Consider the following 20,524-nt stretch of genomic DNA (forward strand, 5'->3'; position numbering starts at 1 on the left):
TTAATGACTTTACTAACAGTGTAGCTCTCTTTTACAGGGGATGGTTTAATCTGCTACCTATCACCCAATAATATGCTCACTAACACCTACAATGTTGAATCTTTCAGCGCAGGGTTGCGCAACAAGCACTAGAGCTCCGGGTAATGATCGGGTTCTTAGATCGGGCTTTAGCCCAAAACCTAGGCGACCAGAAGGGAACAAATACTAGTGCTTCAGCGCCGAAATGCCGATAAATAATCCACACCCACCATTCCCTAATCCGAATTTTTATTGTTCCAAAACTTTCAAATATTGTAGTTTAAAAAGCCCTGCAATGTCATTTATAAAAATAATTATCCATTGTGTATGGAGCACAAAAAATCGAATTCCATTTTTAAAATCATCGGAATTTCGGAATGAATTATGGGATCACATTCGCCATAATTCAAAAAAGAAAAATATCTATATAGATACCATAAACGGATATGATGAACATTGCCATTGCCTCATTTCTTTAAAAAGCGATCAAAGTATTAAGGATGTTCTGCAACTAATCAAAGGAGAATCTTCGAGATGGATAAACCTGAGAGGGGGATTTACCCATTCGTTTGCATCAAAATTTGAATGGCAGGATGAATACCTGGCAATTTCTGTTTCTGAATCCAATTTAGCAATGGTAAGAGAATACATTAAAAATCAGGAAAGGCATCATCAGAAAAAATCATTTGAAGAAGAATATAAGACTTTTGTTGAAAAACTGGGGTTCAATCAAATCGGAGGAAGTTATGGCTATCAATCAGGCTAAAGCCCAATGTAATTGTTCTTCAAATGTAGTAGAATATTGGGCTGAAGCCCGCCCGGATGAACTCCGTTCGGACTGGCCCGAAAACGAACACACTCATTAACCCCAGCTAAAGCTGGAGCCTATTGATCGACTGTACTAGTACCATAATAAATACTTTAACGAACTCATTGGAATACTGAGGAGGCTAAAATATTGGCAGTTTACCTGTGAGGAGGCAAGAGTAAAATCATAATCACTTACATCCCATCACTTTCCAGATTTTCCCATCTGTTTTAGTAAAAAGATAAAATTGTTTATTCGCTCCTAAACCAAAACGAAGATCAGCTCTGCGGCTGGCGGTGATGTTTTTAAAGGTGGAGGGGACTCCATTAAATAACAAGTCAAATTCCAGAATCCGGGCTTCCTTGCCTGCTTCAATTTCCTCATTGTTCAGGTAAAATACCCTTCCGGTGGTAACATCACCAAAAATATACTTATTCTTTAGCTGTTCGATATTTCCTTCATAAACATAGCCTCCGGATATTGCATTTCCCTCATCATGATCAAACTGAGCGATCGGATATACAAAATTAGCGTTCGATTCATCAGGCTGTAAGGCATACACCTTATTCATTTTGCCTTTATTATTCAGGAAAAATGTTCCTTCCCGCTGGGGCCAGCCATAATCAGCTCCCGCCTGAATCAGATTTAATTCCTCAACGCTGTTTAAACCGATATCGGAAACCAGCATTTTTCCTTCTGGAGTCCAGGCTACTCTGTTGGGATTGCGGAAACCTCTCGCAAATACCTCTCCAAGGGTTTTATCATCATTGTCGCTGGCAAATGGATTAATAGCAGGGATAGCATATTTCCCGTTTTTGCTATTGTTTCCCTGAGGATCTATGCGTAAAACCGAAGCCCTGATTTGAGTATTTGTATTGCAAAGGAAAGAAAATCCGGCTTCTGCCGAACCACCGTCACCCATTGTAAGGTATAATAATCCATAATCTGAATCTTTGGGCCGGGAGAGGGGATTAAAGACAATCTCCTGCATACTATGAATCACAGTTGGCATGTCAATCCGCAAAAGCTCTCTGCTTTTACCCTCAAACCTGCCTGATTTTGGGTCATTAATTTCCCATTCCGTAAGTACACATTGTATGAGAACAGGAATGGAATCAGCATAAGCGAAATCTGAGGGAGCAGAACGTGGCTTTTCAGAATGTATGGTATAAAGTAATCCATTTTTGTAGAAGTTGGGATGGAAGGCAAAACTTCCAAAACCTGTGGCATAACCGGGTACTGAAATAAAGGCTGGCCTTTGTTTGCTAATATCCATTACTTCAGTCAATTGTCTGTCTTTTAATTCATATAATTTGCCTCTCAGATCTTCAATAAAGCTGCGTTCCTTTTTGCCAGGTAAAACCCGCATTTGATTTATTCTGGCCAGAGGTATTTTGTCAGCACTTGGATTTGCTGTGCTTACCTCCTCAAGTTCAAGCCTTAAGCCTGCTTTTTTAATCTTTTCAGGGATTGGATCGTTAAGTACAAGTCCGAATTTTTCTGTTGCTGCTTCATTTTTAACCTTAAATGTATTAATATAAGCTAATACCGACAGCATTTGATCATTGCTCAGGGCTTCGAACGAAGGCATTGGAACTTTATACTCCTGCAGCAATTTAATCCCACGGGGGTTTCCACCTTCTATAACACTTTGTGAATTGCGAATAAAGCGAAGGAGCATCGGCTTGCTTAGCTCTGTAGTTACGCCTGATAAATCCGGTCCAATACCTCTCTGAATAAAGCTATGGCAGGAACTGCAGTTCTGGGTAAACAAGGCTTTGCCTTCCTCAATTGTTTTCTTATCCTCCGGATAATCATTAATAGTTTGTGCTCCTGAATTGAGGATAATGACCTGCGAAAAACAGAAGACAATGAATATTTTAAAATATGCCATATTGATTTTTGAATATTTTAATGCAATGAATTTATCCTGATCTTTTCTCTATTAATATCAATTATATGCTAACAGGTCTATTTAATTACCAATGGATGAGCATAATCATCCCACATCCTATTGACAAAAGCAGCTTCAGGTGCTCCATCATAAACAATAAAGCGATAACGGGCTATGTATTCCTTGTCAGGCCGTATTTCAAAGTCGCCTGCTTGCGATGGGGCATAACAAAAGAAAGGTTCTGAAGGATGGATACGCATGGGTTGTGGCGAACGAAAGTTATCCGGATGAGATAAAATGCTGATACCGCTAAGTTTTCCGCCAATATTACCGCTGATATGAACCCATTTTGATGTAGTAGCATGTCCATTGCTTCTGTCTTTACCTTCTGAAGTCAAAAAATAGGCATTATCCTTTCCATTCCACTCTCCATTGCCTCTAAAGCCAATTCCTCCATATAAATACTCCGGAAGTTTCAAAACAGAGGCACTCGATAGATGCTGTCTGAGTTCCAGGTCAAAGACATAATAAGGCTTTTCATCACCTTCTGTATTGTAAACTTTGATTTGCCAATCTTCATCCAACACTTTTTTATTCGGACTAACTGATACATCATAGTATGCATTTCGCGATTCCAAAGTTGAGAAAACAGCTCCTGATTCGGTATTTTTTATTCCTTCAAACAAAACAGTACCGGTTTTATCACCCATATTCCAAAAGTCGGGCTTCCGACCCTCAAATTCAGTTTTTGTCCATGCCGCCCAAATTCCATGATGATGTTTATGATTTAATGGATAATCATCAGCAACTGAAAGACCGGAAGGGGAGAGCACGGGAAAAATATACCCCCCGCGACGGAATACAGGTTCAATCTCTGCCGGCAATTCTTTTTTACCGGTTTGCAGGCCGATTACCTGCTTGCCATTCACCGTAAATTTTGCCTCAGCATCTGTTAATAAAACTTTTGCTTTGCTTCCTGAACCAGATTCTCTGATCGTCTTAAAGGTTTTAACTTCCCCCGGACTAAGACTCATAATCGCACAGGCAAAGCCATCTTTTAGAAATTGTACAGGATACTTCTTTTTGTCCTTATCGACAAGAGATATGTTCTCTTTGCCGCCTTTAGGGTTTAATTTGAACCTGACAATACTGTTTTTTCTAACAGTATGATCATTCACAATCCGAATCGTCTCAGAACCCTGGGCAGATAAATCCAATAATACACCTAACATCAAGCAAAAAAATAGTATTGGTCTCATCGTTAAAAATTTAATCTATAGAATTGTATCTGTTCCGATTCCCTACCCGATAGCTATCGGGTCTCCATTTCCCATTTCCACCTATATTAATCTCTTAATCTAAAGCTTACCCTGAAGAAACAACTTAATCCTCCTCAACATAATTTAGGTCTTTATGAAAAGTCTCATCTAAATACTTAAGCGCAATTACCGCAATTACAAATGAAAGTAATCCAACTGCGGCTGCCGCGTAAATAATGCCCCAGTTCCCTTTAAACTGAATAAATAGTGCCGTCAATGGTATTACAGAGCCCCTGACAAAATTAGGAACCGAGGTAGCGACCGTTGCCCGGAGGTTAGTACCGAACATCTCGGCAGCAACAGTCACAAACAGTGTCCAGTAGCCGTTAGCAAAGCCTAAAAGTGCGCAAATAGCATAGAAAACCACAATGTCCTTTGTCGGGAATAATAGATAAACAGCTGCCATAACTGAAGAAATCAACATAAATGTCAAAATGATTTTCTTCCTGCTTTGGAAATACTGGCTTAGAAAGCCGCTTGCCAGATCACCGAGCACCTGACCTGAAAAGGCAAACATAACGGCCTTACCTGCATTAACCGGTTCAGTAATGCCAAGGGCTTTACCAAATTCAGGAGAGAATGTGATCAATATTCCTACAACAAACCAGATCGGTAAACCGATCAGGATACATTTAAGGTATTTAAAAAACCTTTTTTTATTGTTAAACAGCATCAAAACATTACCCCGTTCTATGTTCTTATCCTTAATTTTTACAAAAATTCCGGATTCGAATACTTTCATCCGAAGTACTAACAATAATAAACCAAGCCCGCCACCAATAAAATAGGAAGTCCGCCAATCAAAAAGATCCGCCATGAAATAAGCCAGAACAGCTCCTAAGACTCCCATAGTTGCCACGAGGGTAGTCCCGTAGCCCCGTATTTTGCGTGGAAGTACTTCAGCAACAAGTGTAATGCCAGCACCTAACTCACCTGCCAAGCCTACACCTGCAATAAATCTCAAAACGGCATATTGCTCAAAAGTAGTCACAAAGCCATTGGCAATATTAGCCAGAGAGTAGATTAAGATCGAGCCAAAGAGTACAGAAAGTCGTCCTCTTTTGTCCCCCAGGATACCCCAGAATATTCCTCCGATCAATAGTCCGGCCATTTGTAAATTCAATAAAATGATGCCATCGTCCAATAAGGCTTCCTGAGAGGTCCCCAATGACAATAAACTTGGAACACGAACCACACTGAACAGAAACAAATCATACATATCCACGAGGTAACCCAGTGCTGCAACCAGTACCGGAATTTGTACCAGTTGTTTGATAATATATTTAAAATCAATAGGAGCAGTAGAGTCCTGATCAGTAACTTGAATATCTATAGGGTTTTGCTTCATTTCAATGGGTTTATTGATCTGTCTATTTATAAACGGGAGAGGGTTAAGCCACCATCGACCATAATGACCTGTCCGGTGGAATAGGGGAAATAGCCTGTAGCCAATGCGAGAACTGCTTTAGCCACATCAGAAGTTTCACCCCAACGCTTTTGAACACATAAGCCTTCAGCAATTAATTTATCATACTTTTCGGTAACACCGGCTGTCATGTCGGTATGGATTATACCCGGCCTTACTTCATACACCGGAATGTTAAATTCACCCAGTCGGGAAGCAAAAAGCTGTGTTGCCATACTTAAACCAGCTTTTGCAACGCAATATTCTCCACGGTTAACTGAAGCAACTGTTGCTGAGATGGATGAAACATTAATTATACAGGCTTTGAAATTTTCATCTTCCTGTTGTTGGGTAATCATCCAGTTTGCTGCTGCCTGGGTCAGGAAATAGGGCCCCTGGAGATTGGTGGATAGAAGATACTCAAAGCTTTCCTCGGATGCTTCCAGGATATCTTTGCGTTCTTTTGGTGCTACCCCTGCATTATTGACCAAAACATTAAGACATCCAAAATGGACCTTGATTTTTTCAATCATCGCAATCCGGTCTGCTTTTGAAGCAATATCGCCACGGCAATAAAGTACCCTGGAACCATGTGTTTCAAGTTCCCGAATCACCTCTTGTACTGCATCCTCGGTACGGACACCATTGATGGCTAGGTCAAAACCAGCCTTAGCCAGTTCCAGAGCAATCCCAAAACCAATACCACGCGTTCCCCCGGTTATAAATGCTATTTTCTTTGTCTGCATTCTGATTTATATAAAATAACGCTGTTGTTCAATTTTTATCGATTTAGGCTTTAAGTTTTCTGCTTTCCGCTTAAAGCTCCGGAATATCCAGCCAACACCTTTTCTCCCAGCTTTCAATACCTTTTTCTGCCAATTGCACCCCTTTAGCACCTTCCCGTAAATCCCATGGGAAAGGTTCATCCTTTACAACATGCCTTAAGAATAGCTCCCATTGTACTTTGAATGCATTTTCGAAAACTTCCTGCTCAGGCACTTTAGACCATCCCTCAAAAAATTTAATAGGTTGCTCGATATCCGGATTCCATACCGGTTTAGGTGTGTTTCCATAATGCTGGGTATAGCATTCCCGTAAACCTGCAACTGCCGAGCCTTTTGTTCCGTCAACTTGTAAGGTTAGCAAATCATCGCGGCGAACGCGAACCGCCCAGGATGAATTAAAATGTGCAATAACTCCTCCTTCTAATTCAAAAGTAGCATAGGCAGCATCGTCGGCGGTACATTTATAAGCTTTGCCTTGTTCGTCAATACGCTCCGGGATATGGGTGGCACCCAGACATGATACTGCTTTTACTTTTCCAAAAACATGATCGAGTACGTAGCGCCAGTGACATAACATATCTACAATGATACCACCATCATCTTCCTTGCGATAATTCCAGGAAGGCCTTTGAGCAGGGATGGAGTGACCCTCGAAAACCCAGTAACCAAATTCGCCACGAACAGATAGGATCTCGCCAAAAAAGCCGTTTTGAATCAGTCTTTTCAGCTTCATAATACCCGGTAGCCATAGCTTATCCTGCACAACACCGTTTTTTAATCCAGCAGCCTTGCAGAGCTCATATAATTCAAGTGCAGTTTTGGTATCAATTGCTATTGGCTTTTCGCAATAGACATGCTTGCCTGCCTGTACCGCTTTTCTTACGCCTTCTGCTCTTCTGCCAGTGGTTTGGGAATCAAAATAAATGATGTTATGCGGGTCGGCGAGTGCTTCATCCACATTAGTAGTCATTTTTTTAACGCCCGATAACTGACTTAATTTTTCCAATTTATATATATCACGACCAACCAGGATCGGATCAGGCATGATGATTTCGTCAGAACTAACCTTTATGCCACCTTGCTTAATTATTTCTGCTATCGACCTTAATAAGTGCTGATTGGTGCCCATGCGTCCGGTGACGCCATTCATGATGATGCCTATGTTATGTACTTTCATTATGTTTTGTTCTTAAGAATTTTTCAAATAAGCTTCTGTAATTTTTTTCAGGAACACGGATTGATCCTCTTTCCAATATAAGTTTGAGAAGATCTCTACCTCAATAAATCCATTGAAACCGCTTTCCTCAACCCATCCCCGTATTTCTTTAATATTGATGCAACCTTCACCCATTAAACCCCGATCGTTGAGCATATCGAGCGTCGGGCTTTTCCAATCGCAGATATGAAAGGCTGAAAGGTTATCGTTTTGGCCGCAGCGTTTAATTTCCTGTTCCAGATTGGGATCCCACCATAAATGATACACATCCAGCGCAATGCCAAGCCAGGGAGAGTTTAGTTCTTCAGCCATATCATTTGCCTGGCCGAGCGTATTGATCGCCGAGCGACTATCTGCATACATCGGGTGGAGGGGCTCAATAGCCAGTTTTACTCCTGCAGCTTCTGCATAGGGTAAAACAGCCGCAATTCCATCCCTTATTTGCTTACGCGATTCAATTAAAGACTGTCCGGGCACCGCACCGCAGACTAAAACGATCAATGGAGCTCCCAATGCTTCGGCTTCATCGATTGCTTTGCGATTATCATTGATGGCTTCCTGCCGCCCTGATGCAGAACTATTCGGAAAGAAGCCTCCGCGGCAAAGTGAGACAATATCCAGATTATAATCCCGAAGCATTTGCCCCGTTTGTTTTATATCCTTTCCGTTCAGTGCATCCCTCCATACCGTAATTCCTCCGATTCCAGCCTCAGAAAAGTTCTTTGCTGCCTGTTCAATAGTCCAGGGTTTAGTGGTTATTGTATGAACACATAATCGTGAAAGATCTCTCAATTGTTCCGGCTTCATTTTAAACCTCCAAAAAATGATAAATAGGATTCATTGTTTATCACCCTTTGAAGATATAATGCAGCTTCACGCGCATGATAATCTCCCCACATACTGGATTCACCATTCGGTATTTTACTGCCTTGAGGGACATGGTCCCATCCATTCGGGCGGTGATAAATGGAATGTAAGATCAAACCCTGATGCTCCGAACCTGTGCTCAAGTAGGGCTCTTCAAATAAAGTATTCATTACCGTTAAACCGGCTTGCCAATAGCGCTCGCCCGATTCTTTATCGCCTTTGCTGATCAAATATTTACCCAGACGAAGTAATCCCTGTACCCCAATCGCCGCTGCTGAACTATCCACAGGCTCAAAATCATTATATGGTTCGGCCGGACGATTCAGATAATCACCCAGTTTATGAAGATCGGGTGCACCGGTATCCCAATAGGGGATGCCATCGGATGGCGTATGTTCAATATAAAAATCGCAGGTTGCTTTTGCTGCTTTCAGCATAAAACCTTCCGTTTCTTTGCGGCCACCAAACAGATCAAGTTCAGCATCCGACAGCGTTTCAAAGCACTCAAGCTCTTCGGCAAAACCACACATAGCCCAGGCTAATCCGCGTGTCCAGGTGCTGAAGCCGGTATAACCCTGCTGCGAGTTCGGGCAGCGAAAGTTCCCATCTTTGGTATTAAAAACACTTTCATGAGCGGCTCTGCCCCATAGATCATACATATCCCGACCTTCACCATAAAAAACTGAATAATCTGCCGTGGCTTTCAGATGTAATATAGCCCGTTCCAGTAAATTGATTTTTACATCCCCCTCAGCCTGAAATACATGACCAAGAAGATGGCTGACCAATAAGGCCCGGCAGGAGCGGATCGTATCTACGAATAAGGAATGTGGTCCGTTAAAGGAATGAATAAAGCCGCCATTTTTGATGTTTGTCCAGCGGCTTGCCTGAACCGCACCAGAAATTTTAAGCGCTAATTGATAAAATTCTTTCTCCCACTCATTATATTCCGTTTTTCCTTCGTTCATCAAGCGCAAAAGATTGCCATAGGTGCTGACATTATTGAATCCATGATCATGAACCCCGATATGACTGATATGTGGGGCCATCACAGCTAAAGTGTTCTTACGGCCTATCTCCAGAAATTCTCTATCGCCGGTAGCATCAAACTGTAAAATTGCAGAACCGAATTGAAAGCCCTGGGTCCATTCCGTCCAGCCACGGGTACTGTATTTACCCTTCACGGTAAAAACAGGGGATCCCTTTGAAACATCATAATTCTTATCCAGATCCTGAATCTTTTGACCCGACAGGTTCCAGAATTGTTTTAGCTTAGTTTGAAGGTCAGAAGGCTTCAGAGTTTTATTTATACTTATCATAAGGTATCTTTATCGCTTGTTAAGCGATTATACTAAATAGGGTTAATGATTTGATTTGTTAGCTATTCAAACGTTTGAATAAATGTATATTTTTAATTTTCAATATTCAAATCAATTTAATGCATTTTAAGAAGAATGGCAAAAAGAACTACGCTCCGGGATATTGCTGAAGAATTAAACCTGACTATTTCGGGTGTTTCAAAAGCCCTGAGCGGCCATCCTGGTATCAGTGCCTCGACTAAACAACGGGTTGAGGAAGCGGTTGCCAGGTTAAATTACAGGCCGAATAAAATTGCTTCATCCCTGCAGTCGGGTCAAACCAAAATTATAGGTGTCATTATACCGAGTGCAGATAAGAGTTTTTTTGGCTCAATTGTATTCGGCATGGAAAATATTATAAACCAGAATGGCTATAATATTTTATTATATCAGTCGCATGAACTGCCTGAAAATGAGATCAAAGGCATTGATACTTTTATTCAGTCGAGCGTGGATGGGATCATAGCCACGTTGGGGAAGCAGACCATAAACTTTCAGCACTACCTTGAAGTTAAGAAACGCAATATTCCGCTGGTCTTGTTTGATACTGTCAACGAAAATATTCCAGTGCCGACTGTAACGATAGATAATTACAAAGGTGGATTTATCGCTACTGATCACCTAATTCAAAACGGATATAAACGGATTGCCTATATCTCAGGCTTAAAGCATATACCAATTTTTAATGAGCGCTTACGCGGATATCTGGACGCTTTGAGAAAATCTAATATCCCTGTTGAAGAAGAACTTATCATTTATGGTAAAAACACCATAAAATCAGGAACTGAATGTATGGAAAAGCTATTGCAGCTTCAAATAGTCCCGGATGCCATTGTTGCAGTTGAAGATTTCACTGCACTTGGAGCAATAAAAGCCTTAAAAGCTCAAAAATACCGGATTCCTGAGGATGTGGGTATAGTCGGATTTTCGAACGAAGGATTTAGCGAGCATATTTCCCCAAGTTTAACCACGATAAACCAAAAGACAGTGGAGATGGGAGAGGTGGCTGCCCGATTACTTTTTAAAATGAGTAATAAAGCAAATCCCTATGAAGGAGAACCTGATAAAATCGTTATTGAACCTTTATTGATTGTTAGGGAATCGTCGGTTAGGGTTAAATAATAAGCCTCCCTGAGTAAATGAATATTGGTTTTATATTCTTAGTTTGGCATACATGGTGAGTATAATAAAACTTAGCTGTAACAATAACCTACAGCATAATAATAATAGGCATAAACTGACTGATTTTCTATTGTTTTAGAAAGCAGGGTCTGTGCCTCTTCGGTCCCGGTAGTCCCGTGTTCTGCTTAGTTTTTTGCTGCAGAATTATTATATATCATGAAATACCAATACTGCAAAAAATCTAGAGCCGCCACCCCCTTAGGTTTATTTCAAATGGCAGGTGGTCCTTTTGCCGGACTGCCCGTTCCGATGAAATACAGTTCCGGGTAAAATAAACCTTGCCGCAGGAGGTATCTTCCGGCTAGTAGTTATTTGAAATAGACGCGATTTCTTGCCGGAAATACTCCGTAGGAAAGGGCTGAACTAGCCTATAACACACAGGTATAGCTTTTCAAAAACAAATTATTTGGGCTCCAGATCCTTATCTGACCAATTGTAACCTTAAGATTTTAACTTTCCTTATATCGAATTCAGGTTAATTAGTACTGAGTTTAGATAATCTAGGGCTATTGCATGGAAATAATCCAGCCCATTTATTCAATCATTTACTGTCATAATGAAATCTGCATTGGATTAGGAGCATTTTTGATCTAATCTTGCCGATTGGAGAATTGAACCGGCAATATTCGCCTTTCTCACAATCCTGAATTAGTTTCTAAAGTATATCATCTTTAATAAATCAACAATTATATTGGGGTATTCCCCCAAGCTCCTTGCCTCTAAAGAAACAAACTATCTCTTTAACCTAAACGAAAACTCCTTGTCAGGTTCTCTCCCTGAATTCACCCTCCTTTGTACTACTCAAGATCGTAAAAGATCAGCTAAGCATTCGACAAACATCCGGGAAGCATTCGGTTGGACGTTGAAGCCTTCCCGGAACTTTCCCGGAACTTGTATAATGAATGTACGGACTTTTACCTGCTGTTTCCCTTTTGGGAAGCTGATTCAATTCTGCGAAATGCCCGGAATTTTTTTGAGATAATATTTCGTTAAAGTTAAAAGGCTTAAAGAGATCAGCTAGCTCTCCCGAAGATTATTTGTACTCTTCAAGGACAATTTGAATACTTTGTCGAAGATTCTAAACTTATATTCTGCTTAAAAAGTTATCAGAACAAATATAATGTCCATTTTGAATAATTCCGGTTTAAATAAGGATGACCTTTGACAGATCGACGACCCATAGGCCTTTCAGTCTGGCATAGGTCAGTTTATCCATCATCGCCCCGTCAAAGCAGACGGTCTTGAAGGCACGGTAAGATTTGTTTGTTAGAGAAAATGGCAGGCGGAATGATACGTTTCTGAGTGTGGCCCCTGCAAACGAAACATCCTTCATTGCAGATTTGTCGAACTGTACGCTGATAAAGGTATGACCTTCAAAATGCATGCCTCGCAGATCGGAATAGTAGAAATCAACACCTGTGAAGGTGCAGTTATCAAAAATTGTTTTTCTGAGGTCGGTCATTGTTAATTTCGCATCAATCAGGTTCACATCTGTAAACCTGGTTCCAATCAGCGTTGACTTGTTAAAGTCGGTACGGACAAGAATGGATTTGTGGAAGCTCGCTCCGTTAAGGTCAGTGATAGAAAAGCTGCAGTCTGTCAGATTTGCGCCGTCAAAATTTGTTTCATGGGCATCGCAGACCTCAAATGTGCTGCCTGTTAAGTCGGCGCCCGCAAAGTCGGCCCGAAGTAATGGACTCGCTTTGAATTTTCCTTTGTGTAATACAGTGCCCGCAAAATCACTCTCCTGCAGATTGACCGCCTTAAGATTTATTCTAACCTGACGCTCTTGTGTAATGGGCTGCTGCGACGTTAGGTCAATTTCTTCAATATCTTCAGCCGATATTTTGGAAGCCATTTGATTATCATCAGATTGAAAATTTTCTGAAAAATAGTTCAGGTCAACGGCCAGGATTTCTGCCAGGCGGTTTAGGGTCATAATATCCGGCATTGATTCTCCGCGTTCCCATTTTCCAACCGCTTACGGACTGATAAACAGAAGTTGTGAAAGTTGGGTCTGCGACATGTTTATTTTCTTTCTTGCTGTGGCAATTTTATTGCCGATCATCTTAGTTTCCTTTGTAAATTTTTTATTTAATTTTCGATAAGCAAAGCTATGCAGATGAACTTGCCGAACGAGAAAACTACCAACACTTATAGTTGTATTTAAGCTACTTATAGTTGTATTTAAATCTAAGAATTACATTTCAGGAGTTTCGGCAAAAGAAGAGGTAGTAAATCAGTAATTAATTGCAGGTTCCAGACGAGTTCAATATCCATACGGATACTGAAAATAACCTGCATAACCATCATAAAATTATCCTGAGCTGATTTAACGATTAATGCAGAGTATATTATGTCTGCCCCATCACTAAATCTAATCTTCTTTTGTTATCAGGATGGGTCTTCATTAAATCTGAAAATATGTCATTTTTGAAAGTCAAAAAGTCAGAAATCAGGTACTAAAATTAACAAAATGTCAGTTTAAAGGCCATAAATAGGGTTTTGTATGCAATTTGTAATGGATGAATCACCGTTATGGTAAAAGTTAATTTATTTATGGTTGAACCTTTAATTAGAAACAATTATGAAAAAACTAATCTTAATCATGGCGCTGAACGTTGCAACATTATCAGGCAGCGCGCAAGTTGTAAAAGTAGCTATTAAGCCTACTGAAAATGGCAATACACCTACGGTTGTGTTGGATTCAATTAAGAAATCATTCCCTGAACCCATTAGCCAGACCCTTACTAAAATCACCTCTCGGAATTATGGAAAACAGTGGAATGTAGAGATCAGTCCTGCGTCCGAACAACAGGATCCCCTGTACTATGAAGTGAATATCACCAATAATGAGGGCAGGTATAAAGCAATTTACAATAGCAAGGGAAACCTGATGCGGATAAAACAGGTCCTCAAAAAGGACTCTTTACCTGAACCAGTGAACGAGGCGATCCAATCGAGATATAATGGCTGGTCGCTTGTTGACAAAGAGGAGCGAATTGAAAATAACGGCAGAAGGGTGGAGACAGAATATAAAGTGCTATTGAAGAAGGGGATGATCAAAAAAGCTGTCTACCTTGACGAAAGCGGGAAAGTAAAGCTGGCTCTGCCAACAGTTTAACAAATTGAAATTTTAAACTTTATTAAATCATAACAATTATGACGCTGGTTAAATTTAACAACAACAATGGAAGCAGATCATTATTGCCAGGCTTTAATGATGTTTTCGAATCAATTTTTAATGACACCTTTTTCAGTGAAAGAGTTCCTGGCTCGCTACCTGCGGTGAACTCAAGTGAGAGTGCCGACTTCTACCATGTAGAAATGGCTGCTCCCGGATTAAAAAAGGAATGTTTTAAAATTAATGTAGAGGGGCAAATCCTGAATATTTCCTACCAGGATAATGAGGAACACAGTTCAGAAGGCAAGCGCTATACCCGTCGTGAATATAGCTTTACATCCTTTGTCAGGTCCTTTAATCTTCCGGAACAGGCTGATCTGAATATGATCGAAGCAAGCTATGAAAACGGAATACTTAAACTCGACATTGGTAAACGTGAGGAAGCTAAAAACACTTCACGTTTGATAGAGTTGAAATAATTTATCTCCTAACGACTCAAAAGGCCGCCCGGATTCCAGGGCGGCCTTTTTTATTAAAGGGGTTCATTCTTTGTCGTTTAACAATTAGTGATAATACTAATCGGCCTGGTGTAAATTTATCTCGCGACCAATATCATTTACCTCAGGATCTTCATCAAAAATTGGAAGGTCAGTTTCATAATCGAGTTTTAACCATACGCCTTCTGTATCCTTTTGAATGTGGATATATTCTTTGCCTTCTTTAAAAATAGTAAACGTATTATCCTCTTCCGGAAATACGGAATAGGTTGTTGATCCTATAAAAATATCAAAAGGTTCTTCCATACACAAAGATAAGGGATGCATGTTAAAACTTTCAAAACTTTGGTAAATCCATATCGAACTCAAAATTGCCTTATTAGAATTATAATGCAGACTTGAAATAGCTAATAAATAAAAAATCCTCTTTACATCGTAAAGAGGATTGTACTCTCGAAGATACATATTTCCAAACATTTTATTGAAGATTTAGAAGTTTAACAAAATCTTCAAAGTCTTCAGCTAATGTCATAATTGCTTTGTTTTTACCAGTTTAGTTTTATCCATACGTTGTTCTTTCTTTAAAGATTGAGAGATGATAAAGGTTACGGCAGCTGCACGTTCTTTTACAGATTTACCTTGCCAATATTCCAAATCATACTGTTCGTCATTGGCGTTCTTCATCATCACTTTTCTTACAACGGGAGCCATTTTTCTTATGCTTATTTCAGAGAACACAGGTTTAGGATTCGAAATAATACCTATACGCTCTACTCTTATTTCATGATTTTCATACGCAATTTTCGCCTTGCTTATATAATTACTCATCGTATTATAATTAAATTGGGCATAGCTAAGGCAGAAATTTTTGAGATTTGAGAATACTTCAAAAGGTTTATTGATGTCGTTTTTCCAAAAAACTACAATTACCCGCCTATGTTGAATACCTGGTGGTTTCATATACAAATATAACAAATATTGTAATCATATTTGTCAATCGTAGGTACAATATGACATATTCTAATTAAGCACATAGCCTTCGATGAACATCAATATAACAATCTACAGCGGCGGGAATATCGAACTCAAAAAGCGCTTTTCTAGGGTTATAGGAGAGGTTTTAAGATGGATACAAATCAAAAACCCCTCTCTACGTAATGTAAAGTGGGGTTGTATGTAGGGAAACAAGATCAAGTTCAAGATTGAACGAAACCATTCATTGTATCTATCTCATTAACAAGAAGTTACGTTGAAATAAAAAACGGGAAAGAACGTGATTAATTACGTCTTTCCCTTTCAGTACCCAAAACAGGATTATTGTCGAACCACATAGAACGAAGAAGTTAACTGATTTACTCTAATGCTCTTATGATTAACTCCTCCATATCGCCTGGATATCCTCTATTTATCCAGCTAACTCTGCCGGTTTTATCAATCAGCACATACATGGGCACACCGCCATCAAACTTATAATCTATTTTCAATTTAGCGTTTCCACTCAGTATAGGGAATTGAATACCTTTACTCTTAACCAGGTTTTTAGCAGCCTGGAGTTGCTTGAGATCATTGATAATGCCATAAATCAAAAAATCTCTGTTTTTATATTTATCATAAAGTTTCTCAACTTTTGGCATGGATTCAATGCAGGGTGCGCACCATACTTCCCAAAAATCAAGAAGGATAATTTTGCCTTTAAAATCTTCTGACATAACAGTCTTGCCATCAAATGAGGTCAGTGTAAAGGCAGGAGCCAGTTGGTTTACCAGGCTCAACATAGGATCGTTGGTTTTGGCAGGCACAAATTGGGTATATTCTTTTAAAAACGGCGGGGAGGAAAAGCTGTAATAAGGCGGCTGGTTGATCTTTAACGAAGTGATATGATAATACAAGTCTTGCGTTTTTCCATAGTTCTCCTGATGATCCCGCACAGCCACGGGTAACATATTGGATTTGTCAATAGTGACGGTCTTACGACGGTTAATGATGTCGTATTGCGTAAGATCGGGACGATTGATAACCAGGTAATAATACTTCTCGTCCTGTTTCAGGGTAATGTTTGATGCTTTTGAAGTATCCAGTTTAATCAGGTCAGGCATTAAAAGGCGCCCTCCACCCGTGCCCGTCAGGTGCAAAAAGCCCGAAAGTGTCATAGACATTTGGTATTGCTTTTTATCCTGATCCGTGAGGTATGCAATATGGCCGTCATATACCTGCTCGCTGTTATCATCGTCTTGTTTGGAAAAAAAATGAAACCCGTAGATAGTATCCTGTGGTATTACCTGGATTAATACTTTTCCGCTAAAGGTGCGGGTATCGGAAGTTAGAAGTGTATCGATTCGCTGCGCCGTATAAGACACATTTTTAATTGAAGCCTGGGCCTTTTTAACAGCGGTAATGACTTCATCAACCGTAACTGGGGTAAGCGATTGTGCGAAAACCCTGATAGCAAACAGCAGTAATAGAGAAATAATAGATAGTTTTTTCATCATAATATTTTTATTTATGAAGCAAACGTAATTGCTTTAAAATTGAGTAAAAACTTTATTAGACCGGACTCCAGATATATTAGACAAGCCCTTTCTGTCGAAAAAAGTGCGGGTTTAGTCGAAAAAGCATTACAAGAATCTTTTGCAAACGCTTAAAAACTTAATATTACTGATCGGTATGGAATCAGGAAATTATTTTAAAGACAAGTATACGAGGATAGAGATCGCCTTCTTTATCACATACTACCTGCTTTTCCCGGTATTGACAGCGATTGAGGTTCACATCTTTGAACCTTATCCAGGCAAATTTAATATTGGTGAAAATCTGCTCTACGGGATAATTGGGATGGTCCCCCCATGGATCTGCTATAAAATAGTGATCAAGGGATACCTTTTCAATAAGAAATATCTGAAGTTTTTTCTGTCTTTTATTCTCTATTTGGCGTTGTCGAAATATTATGATATAGGTATTTACCTGCTCATCTCTAAGATTTCTTTTCTGCCAGCCGATGTTATCGAACAGGCGGCAAGAAGCTACAGCATTAATATCAAATATAATCTGGGACATTTTGTTAGTGTATATATGCTGCGCGAGCTGATTGTACTTTCTGCTCTCGCATATTTTATCCGGTCGGCAAGGCAGGATAAACAGATCGGTGATCTGAAGGAACAACAATTACAATCGGAACTTAATTACCTGAAGGTTCAGTTGCAGCCGCATTTTTTCTTCAACACCCTGAACAATATTTATGCCTTGACATTACAACGTTCTGAAAAAGCGGCTCCGCTTGTTGCGAAACATTCTGAGATGATGCGTTATATTCTTTATGAGTCGTCACAAAATACCGTGAGCCTGAAGAAAGAGATTGGTTTTCTGAGAAATTATGTGGAAGTAGAAGCATTGCGGCATTCGGATAAGATTGATATCAGCTTTGATACACAGGGGATCAACGAACTTGTGCTGATCGAGCCCTTGCTATTGCTTCCTTTTGTGGAGAATACATTCAAGCACGGAATCCGCGAAGAAACCTCAGAGGGGTATGTTCACGTCATAATCAGTCTGGTTGAAAATGAACTATTTATGGAGATCAGTAACAGCAAGCCCGCAATGGTTAAGCAGGAAACAAAGGGCATAGGTCTGCAAAATGCGGCAAGGCGCCTGGATATTCTTTATCCTGACCGATACAAACTTGATGTGAAAAACAATGATGATTCTTACGAACTGCGTCTGACTTTAATCGTAAAAACAGATGATTAGATGTATTGTAGTTGACGACGAGCCGCTGGCACAGCAGGTATTGGAGGAGCATATCCGAAGTATTCCGGAATTAACGCTGGTGAAGACCCGCAGCAATGCGCTTGAAGCTTTTGATATTATGCATAAAGAAAAGATCGACCTGATCTTCTTGGATATTCAGATGCCTTCCCTTTCGGGGATTGATTTTATCAGATCATTGAAAGAGCCTCCAGTTGTTATTTTCACCACAGCATATTCGGAATATGCAGTTGAAAGTTATGAGCTGAATGCAGTAGATTATCTCCTTAAACCGGTAACATTTGAAAGGCTCAGCGCCAGCATCCGGAAATTATTGAAACAGCATATCGATGTTGAACCAGAGCCTGACTATTCCTATTTTAAAGTGAATGGAAAAATGGTGAAGATTCGGCACACAGATATTATCTGTGCACAGTCGATCAAAGATTATATCATCATCAAAACCCCAAACACAAATTATATTACGCACATGACTATGAAATACCTTGCAGAACTGCTTCCGGCTAAGCTTTTCAGACGTGTGCACAGGTCTTTTATTGTCGGAGCTAACCATATTACAACCATCGGCAGAAATGTTATTGAGCTGGGAGATCTGAAAGTACCTGTAGGCGAATCTTACAAGATTGATGCTGCAAGCCTTAGATCAGGCACAATACGTTGAGGGATATTAAATTAACAGGTATTAAAATCAAGAGGCAAGCTCATTTGTTTCGATCTAATATATAGTGTCAAAAGAATCATCCTAACGGGAGATCGAACCAAAAAGTACGTTTCCGAGCTATAAAACCACATTAAATATTTGCTAAAAACAAAAAAACCTCTCTACACAATGTAAAGAGGTTTTGTACTCGGAGCGGGAATCGAACCCGCACTCGCTTTAGGGCGAACAGGATTTTAAGTCCTGCGTGTCTACCAGTTCCACCATCCGAGCAGATGGTTATTCGATTTTATATTCCGGTAACCGAAACCGTTCTTGTGTCTACCTCCCGATAGCAATCGGGATCCACCATCCGAGCGGATGATTATGCCATCGATAGGCAATGTTTTTCCTTTAAACTTAAATCCCTTCCTGGTAGGGAAGGGATTTGGAGCGAAAGACGAGATTCGAACTCGCGACCCCGACCTTGGCAAGGTCGTGCTCTACCAACTGAGCTACTTTCGCGTTTTGGTGAGTGTTCCGGAGGAATACTGCGGCACAAATATAGGCAGAAAAGCAATTTTGACAAGTATTTTTTTATTTTTTTGAACTTAATGATATAAACTCTTGTTAATCAGTATTCTGTCGGGATAGGAAGATTGAAAATAGTTTAAAATGATTGAAAAACCGTACAAAATTGACCCGGTCAAGATTTCTGCTATTTCTTAATGCGCTCCGGAAGCCCAATTTTTGAGTTTGATCAATAATTTTCATATTCAGGACATTAAAATAAATTGAAAATTCATCTAGATTTAGGAATAAAATTAAAAAACATGAACAAACTTAATATTCAGGAGTACCTGTCTCTCGGCTATATTTATCTTTTACTTCTTGGCATAGCAACAGATGCTATTTATTTTGGCTTCCTTGGAATAAGTATTCTGGATTATTCTGCAATATCCGATGTATTACTATCGCCTGTTAAGCTTTTGGCCCGTAATCTTATCGTGTGCGTAATCCTTTTGGCCATTATATCTTCCCTGTTTTTATATAATAAATGGCAGGCTGGACGACTAAAGAAAAGAGGAGAGCCCGAAGCACAGCAAGCAGACCTTACCAACAAACTATTACTAACCGCCTGCGTTATGGTACTTTTTTTCTTTGTGGGAATCGGACTTGGGGCGGGTAAAAAAAATGGAATATTGTTAAGCAATGGTGAATTGAAAGCAGATCATCAGGTCACTTTTGCTAACGGAGAAGTCCTTGAAGCCAAAGTTGTCGGGAGGAATAGTGTGTACCTTTTCTATGTCCGCCCAAATGAAAAGCAGGTAATTATCACACCCATTGAAGAACATGTATTTCAGTTAAAAAAAATAGAACAGAAATAGGGCTTTTGATTTAACTGTCTAATTCAGCAACCACTAGTGTCCGGATAAAAGATTTTGTTCCACGACCCCAAAGGTGGTCGTATGTTTATAGAAACATTATAAAAGCCCGTTTTCCGACCCTGAAGCTATCGTGTGGACACATTTCTGTGTCGTTATGCTTAGGCATCCAGTATCCCCCGCCGGCGGGGGAATTAAAGGGGGTGGAACCTCCCCGTAGCCCCTCCAAAGGGGCACAGCATAGCGCCTAAATCCCTACTTAATAAT

The 20,524-nt window shown here is 40.0% G+C and carries 18 protein-coding genes and 2 tRNA genes; 7 read left to right on the forward strand and 13 right to left on the reverse strand.

Annotated features, from left to right (window positions below):
* Positions 1-313 precede the first annotated feature (313 nt).
* Entirely contained in the window at positions 314-784 is a 471-nt protein-coding gene (tnpA, locus tag Q8M41_RS14800) for an IS200/IS605 family transposase (protein ID WP_305366063.1), read from the forward strand.
* 232 nt (positions 785-1,016) lie between these two features.
* On the opposite strand, the gene Q8M41_RS14805 is transcribed toward tnpA, so the two are convergent.
* The 7 genes from Q8M41_RS14805 to Q8M41_RS14835 form a co-directional block, all read right to left on the reverse strand.
* Positions 1,017-2,720 carry a PQQ-dependent sugar dehydrogenase gene (locus tag Q8M41_RS14805; protein WP_305366064.1) on the reverse strand — a complete coding sequence of 568 codons (1,704 nt, stop codon included), beginning with the start codon at positions 2,718-2,720 and terminating at the stop codon, positions 1,017-1,019.
* A 77-nt stretch (positions 2,721-2,797) separates the two neighbouring features.
* The gene (locus Q8M41_RS14810; protein ID WP_305366065.1) at positions 2,798-3,979 is read right to left on the reverse strand and encodes a PmoA family protein; all 1,182 of its coding nucleotides are present in this window, start codon (positions 3,977-3,979) and stop codon (positions 2,798-2,800) included.
* Positions 3,980-4,103: 124 nt separating this feature from the next.
* A complete protein-coding gene (locus Q8M41_RS14815; RefSeq protein WP_305366066.1) occupies positions 4,104-5,387 on the reverse strand; it encodes an MFS transporter in 1,284 nt (427 codons plus the stop codon).
* A gap of 26 nt (positions 5,388-5,413) precedes the next feature.
* A complete protein-coding gene (locus tag Q8M41_RS14820) occupies positions 5,414-6,190 on the reverse strand; it encodes a 3-ketoacyl-ACP reductase (RefSeq protein ID WP_305366067.1) in 777 nt (258 codons plus the stop codon).
* A 70-nt stretch (positions 6,191-6,260) separates the two neighbouring features.
* Positions 6,261-7,406, reverse strand: a complete 1,146-nt coding sequence (locus Q8M41_RS14825; RefSeq protein ID WP_305366068.1) for a Gfo/Idh/MocA family protein — start codon at positions 7,404-7,406, stop codon at positions 6,261-6,263.
* 12 nt (positions 7,407-7,418) lie between these two features.
* Complete coding sequence (locus Q8M41_RS14830; RefSeq protein WP_305366069.1) at positions 7,419-8,252, reverse strand: sugar phosphate isomerase/epimerase; 834 nt, start codon at positions 8,250-8,252, stop codon at positions 7,419-7,421.
* A complete protein-coding gene (locus Q8M41_RS14835) occupies positions 8,249-9,631 on the reverse strand; it encodes a glycoside hydrolase family 88 protein (protein ID WP_305366070.1) in 1,383 nt (460 codons plus the stop codon). The genes Q8M41_RS14830 and Q8M41_RS14835 overlap by 4 nt, the downstream gene beginning before the upstream one ends.
* Positions 9,632-9,766: 135 nt before the next feature.
* On the opposite strand from Q8M41_RS14835, the gene Q8M41_RS14840 reads away from it, so the two are divergent.
* Positions 9,767-10,792: a LacI family DNA-binding transcriptional regulator gene (locus Q8M41_RS14840; RefSeq protein WP_305366071.1), complete on the forward strand. Its 1,026-nt coding sequence runs from the start codon at positions 9,767-9,769 to the stop codon at positions 10,790-10,792.
* Between the two features lie 1,204 nt (positions 10,793-11,996).
* Here the strand turns inward: Q8M41_RS14840 and Q8M41_RS14845 are convergent.
* Complete coding sequence (locus tag Q8M41_RS14845; protein WP_305366072.1) at positions 11,997-12,791, reverse strand: pentapeptide repeat-containing protein; 795 nt, start codon at positions 12,789-12,791, stop codon at positions 11,997-11,999.
* A gap of 648 nt (positions 12,792-13,439) precedes the next feature.
* Here Q8M41_RS14845 and Q8M41_RS14850 point away from each other — a divergent pair.
* Together Q8M41_RS14850 and Q8M41_RS14855 are read left to right on the forward strand one after the other, a co-directional pair.
* Positions 13,440-13,976: a PepSY-like domain-containing protein gene (locus Q8M41_RS14850; RefSeq protein WP_305366073.1), complete on the forward strand. Its 537-nt coding sequence runs from the start codon at positions 13,440-13,442 to the stop codon at positions 13,974-13,976.
* Positions 13,977-14,014: 38 nt separating this feature from the next.
* On the forward strand, positions 14,015-14,455 hold the full coding sequence (locus tag Q8M41_RS14855; RefSeq protein WP_305366074.1) for an Hsp20/alpha crystallin family protein: 441 nt from the start codon (positions 14,015-14,017) through the stop codon (positions 14,453-14,455).
* A gap of 96 nt (positions 14,456-14,551) precedes the next feature.
* On the opposite strand, the gene Q8M41_RS14860 is transcribed toward Q8M41_RS14855, so the two are convergent.
* The 3 genes from Q8M41_RS14860 to Q8M41_RS14870 form a co-directional block, all read right to left on the reverse strand.
* Positions 14,552-14,779 carry a hypothetical protein gene (locus Q8M41_RS14860; RefSeq protein WP_305366075.1) on the reverse strand — a complete coding sequence of 76 codons (228 nt, stop codon included), beginning with the start codon at positions 14,777-14,779 and terminating at the stop codon, positions 14,552-14,554.
* A 222-nt stretch (positions 14,780-15,001) separates the two neighbouring features.
* Complete coding sequence (locus tag Q8M41_RS14865; protein ID WP_305366076.1) at positions 15,002-15,433, reverse strand: hypothetical protein; 432 nt, start codon at positions 15,431-15,433, stop codon at positions 15,002-15,004.
* A gap of 392 nt (positions 15,434-15,825) precedes the next feature.
* Positions 15,826-16,962, reverse strand: coding sequence for a TlpA disulfide reductase family protein (locus Q8M41_RS14870; RefSeq protein ID WP_305366077.1), 1,137 nt, complete (start codon positions 16,960-16,962; stop codon positions 15,826-15,828).
* Positions 16,963-17,137: 175 nt separating this feature from the next.
* On the opposite strand from Q8M41_RS14870, the gene Q8M41_RS14875 reads away from it, so the two are divergent.
* Both Q8M41_RS14875 and Q8M41_RS14880 read left to right on the forward strand, forming a co-directional pair.
* On the forward strand, positions 17,138-18,217 hold the full coding sequence (locus tag Q8M41_RS14875; protein ID WP_305366078.1) for a sensor histidine kinase: 1,080 nt from the start codon (positions 17,138-17,140) through the stop codon (positions 18,215-18,217).
* On the forward strand, positions 18,210-18,896 hold the full coding sequence (locus tag Q8M41_RS14880; protein WP_305366079.1) for a LytTR family DNA-binding domain-containing protein: 687 nt from the start codon (positions 18,210-18,212) through the stop codon (positions 18,894-18,896). The genes Q8M41_RS14875 and Q8M41_RS14880 overlap by 8 nt, the downstream gene beginning before the upstream one ends.
* A gap of 184 nt (positions 18,897-19,080) precedes the next feature.
* On the opposite strand, the gene Q8M41_RS14885 is transcribed toward Q8M41_RS14880, so the two are convergent.
* Positions 19,081-19,166: transfer RNA gene (locus tag Q8M41_RS14885), tRNA-Leu, on the reverse strand.
* 155 nt (positions 19,167-19,321) lie between these two features.
* Positions 19,322-19,397, reverse strand: a tRNA-Gly gene (locus Q8M41_RS14890).
* Positions 19,398-19,705: 308 nt separating this feature from the next.
* Between Q8M41_RS14890 and Q8M41_RS14895 the strand changes: the two genes are divergently transcribed.
* Entirely contained in the window at positions 19,706-20,260 is a 555-nt protein-coding gene (locus tag Q8M41_RS14895; RefSeq protein WP_305366080.1) for a hypothetical protein, read from the forward strand.
* The last annotated feature ends 264 nt before the right edge of the window (positions 20,261-20,524 follow it).

It is taken from the genome of Daejeonella sp. (assembly GCF_030684675.1).
In the GTDB taxonomy this organism is placed as follows: domain Bacteria; phylum Bacteroidota; class Bacteroidia; order Sphingobacteriales; family Sphingobacteriaceae; genus Daejeonella.

Bases quoted from the DNA above. Each gene is read 5' to 3' on its own strand.
- tnpA (WP_305366063.1), top strand. From the start codon at position 314: ATGTCATTTATAAAAATAATTATCCATTGTGTATGGAGCACAAAAAAT.
- Q8M41_RS14805 (WP_305366064.1), bottom strand. From the start codon at position 2,720: ATGGCATATTTTAAAATATTCATTGTCTTCTGTTTTTCGCAGGTCATT.
- Q8M41_RS14810 (WP_305366065.1), bottom strand. From the start codon at position 3,979: ATGAGACCAATACTATTTTTTTGCTTGATGTTAGGTGTATTATTGGAT.
- Q8M41_RS14815 (WP_305366066.1), bottom strand. From the start codon at position 5,387: ATGAAGCAAAACCCTATAGATATTCAAGTTACTGATCAGGACTCTACT.
- Q8M41_RS14820 (WP_305366067.1), bottom strand. From the start codon at position 6,190: ATGCAGACAAAGAAAATAGCATTTATAACCGGGGGAACGCGTGGTATT.
- Q8M41_RS14825 (WP_305366068.1), bottom strand. From the start codon at position 7,406: ATGAAAGTACATAACATAGGCATCATCATGAATGGCGTCACCGGACGC.
- Q8M41_RS14830 (WP_305366069.1), bottom strand. From the start codon at position 8,252: ATGAAGCCGGAACAATTGAGAGATCTTTCACGATTATGTGTTCATACA.
- Q8M41_RS14835 (WP_305366070.1), bottom strand. From the start codon at position 9,631: ATGATAAGTATAAATAAAACTCTGAAGCCTTCTGACCTTCAAACTAAG.
- Q8M41_RS14840 (WP_305366071.1), top strand. From the start codon at position 9,767: ATGGCAAAAAGAACTACGCTCCGGGATATTGCTGAAGAATTAAACCTG.
- Q8M41_RS14845 (WP_305366072.1), bottom strand. From the start codon at position 12,791: ATGACCCTAAACCGCCTGGCAGAAATCCTGGCCGTTGACCTGAACTAT.
- Q8M41_RS14850 (WP_305366073.1), top strand. From the start codon at position 13,440: ATGAAAAAACTAATCTTAATCATGGCGCTGAACGTTGCAACATTATCA.
- Q8M41_RS14855 (WP_305366074.1), top strand. From the start codon at position 14,015: ATGACGCTGGTTAAATTTAACAACAACAATGGAAGCAGATCATTATTG.
- Q8M41_RS14860 (WP_305366075.1), bottom strand. From the start codon at position 14,779: ATGGAAGAACCTTTTGATATTTTTATAGGATCAACAACCTATTCCGTA.
- Q8M41_RS14865 (WP_305366076.1), bottom strand. From the start codon at position 15,433: ATGAAACCACCAGGTATTCAACATAGGCGGGTAATTGTAGTTTTTTGG.
- Q8M41_RS14870 (WP_305366077.1), bottom strand. From the start codon at position 16,962: ATGATGAAAAAACTATCTATTATTTCTCTATTACTGCTGTTTGCTATC.
- Q8M41_RS14875 (WP_305366078.1), top strand. From the start codon at position 17,138: ATGGAATCAGGAAATTATTTTAAAGACAAGTATACGAGGATAGAGATC.
- Q8M41_RS14880 (WP_305366079.1), top strand. From the start codon at position 18,210: ATGATTAGATGTATTGTAGTTGACGACGAGCCGCTGGCACAGCAGGTA.
- Q8M41_RS14895 (WP_305366080.1), top strand. From the start codon at position 19,706: ATGAACAAACTTAATATTCAGGAGTACCTGTCTCTCGGCTATATTTAT.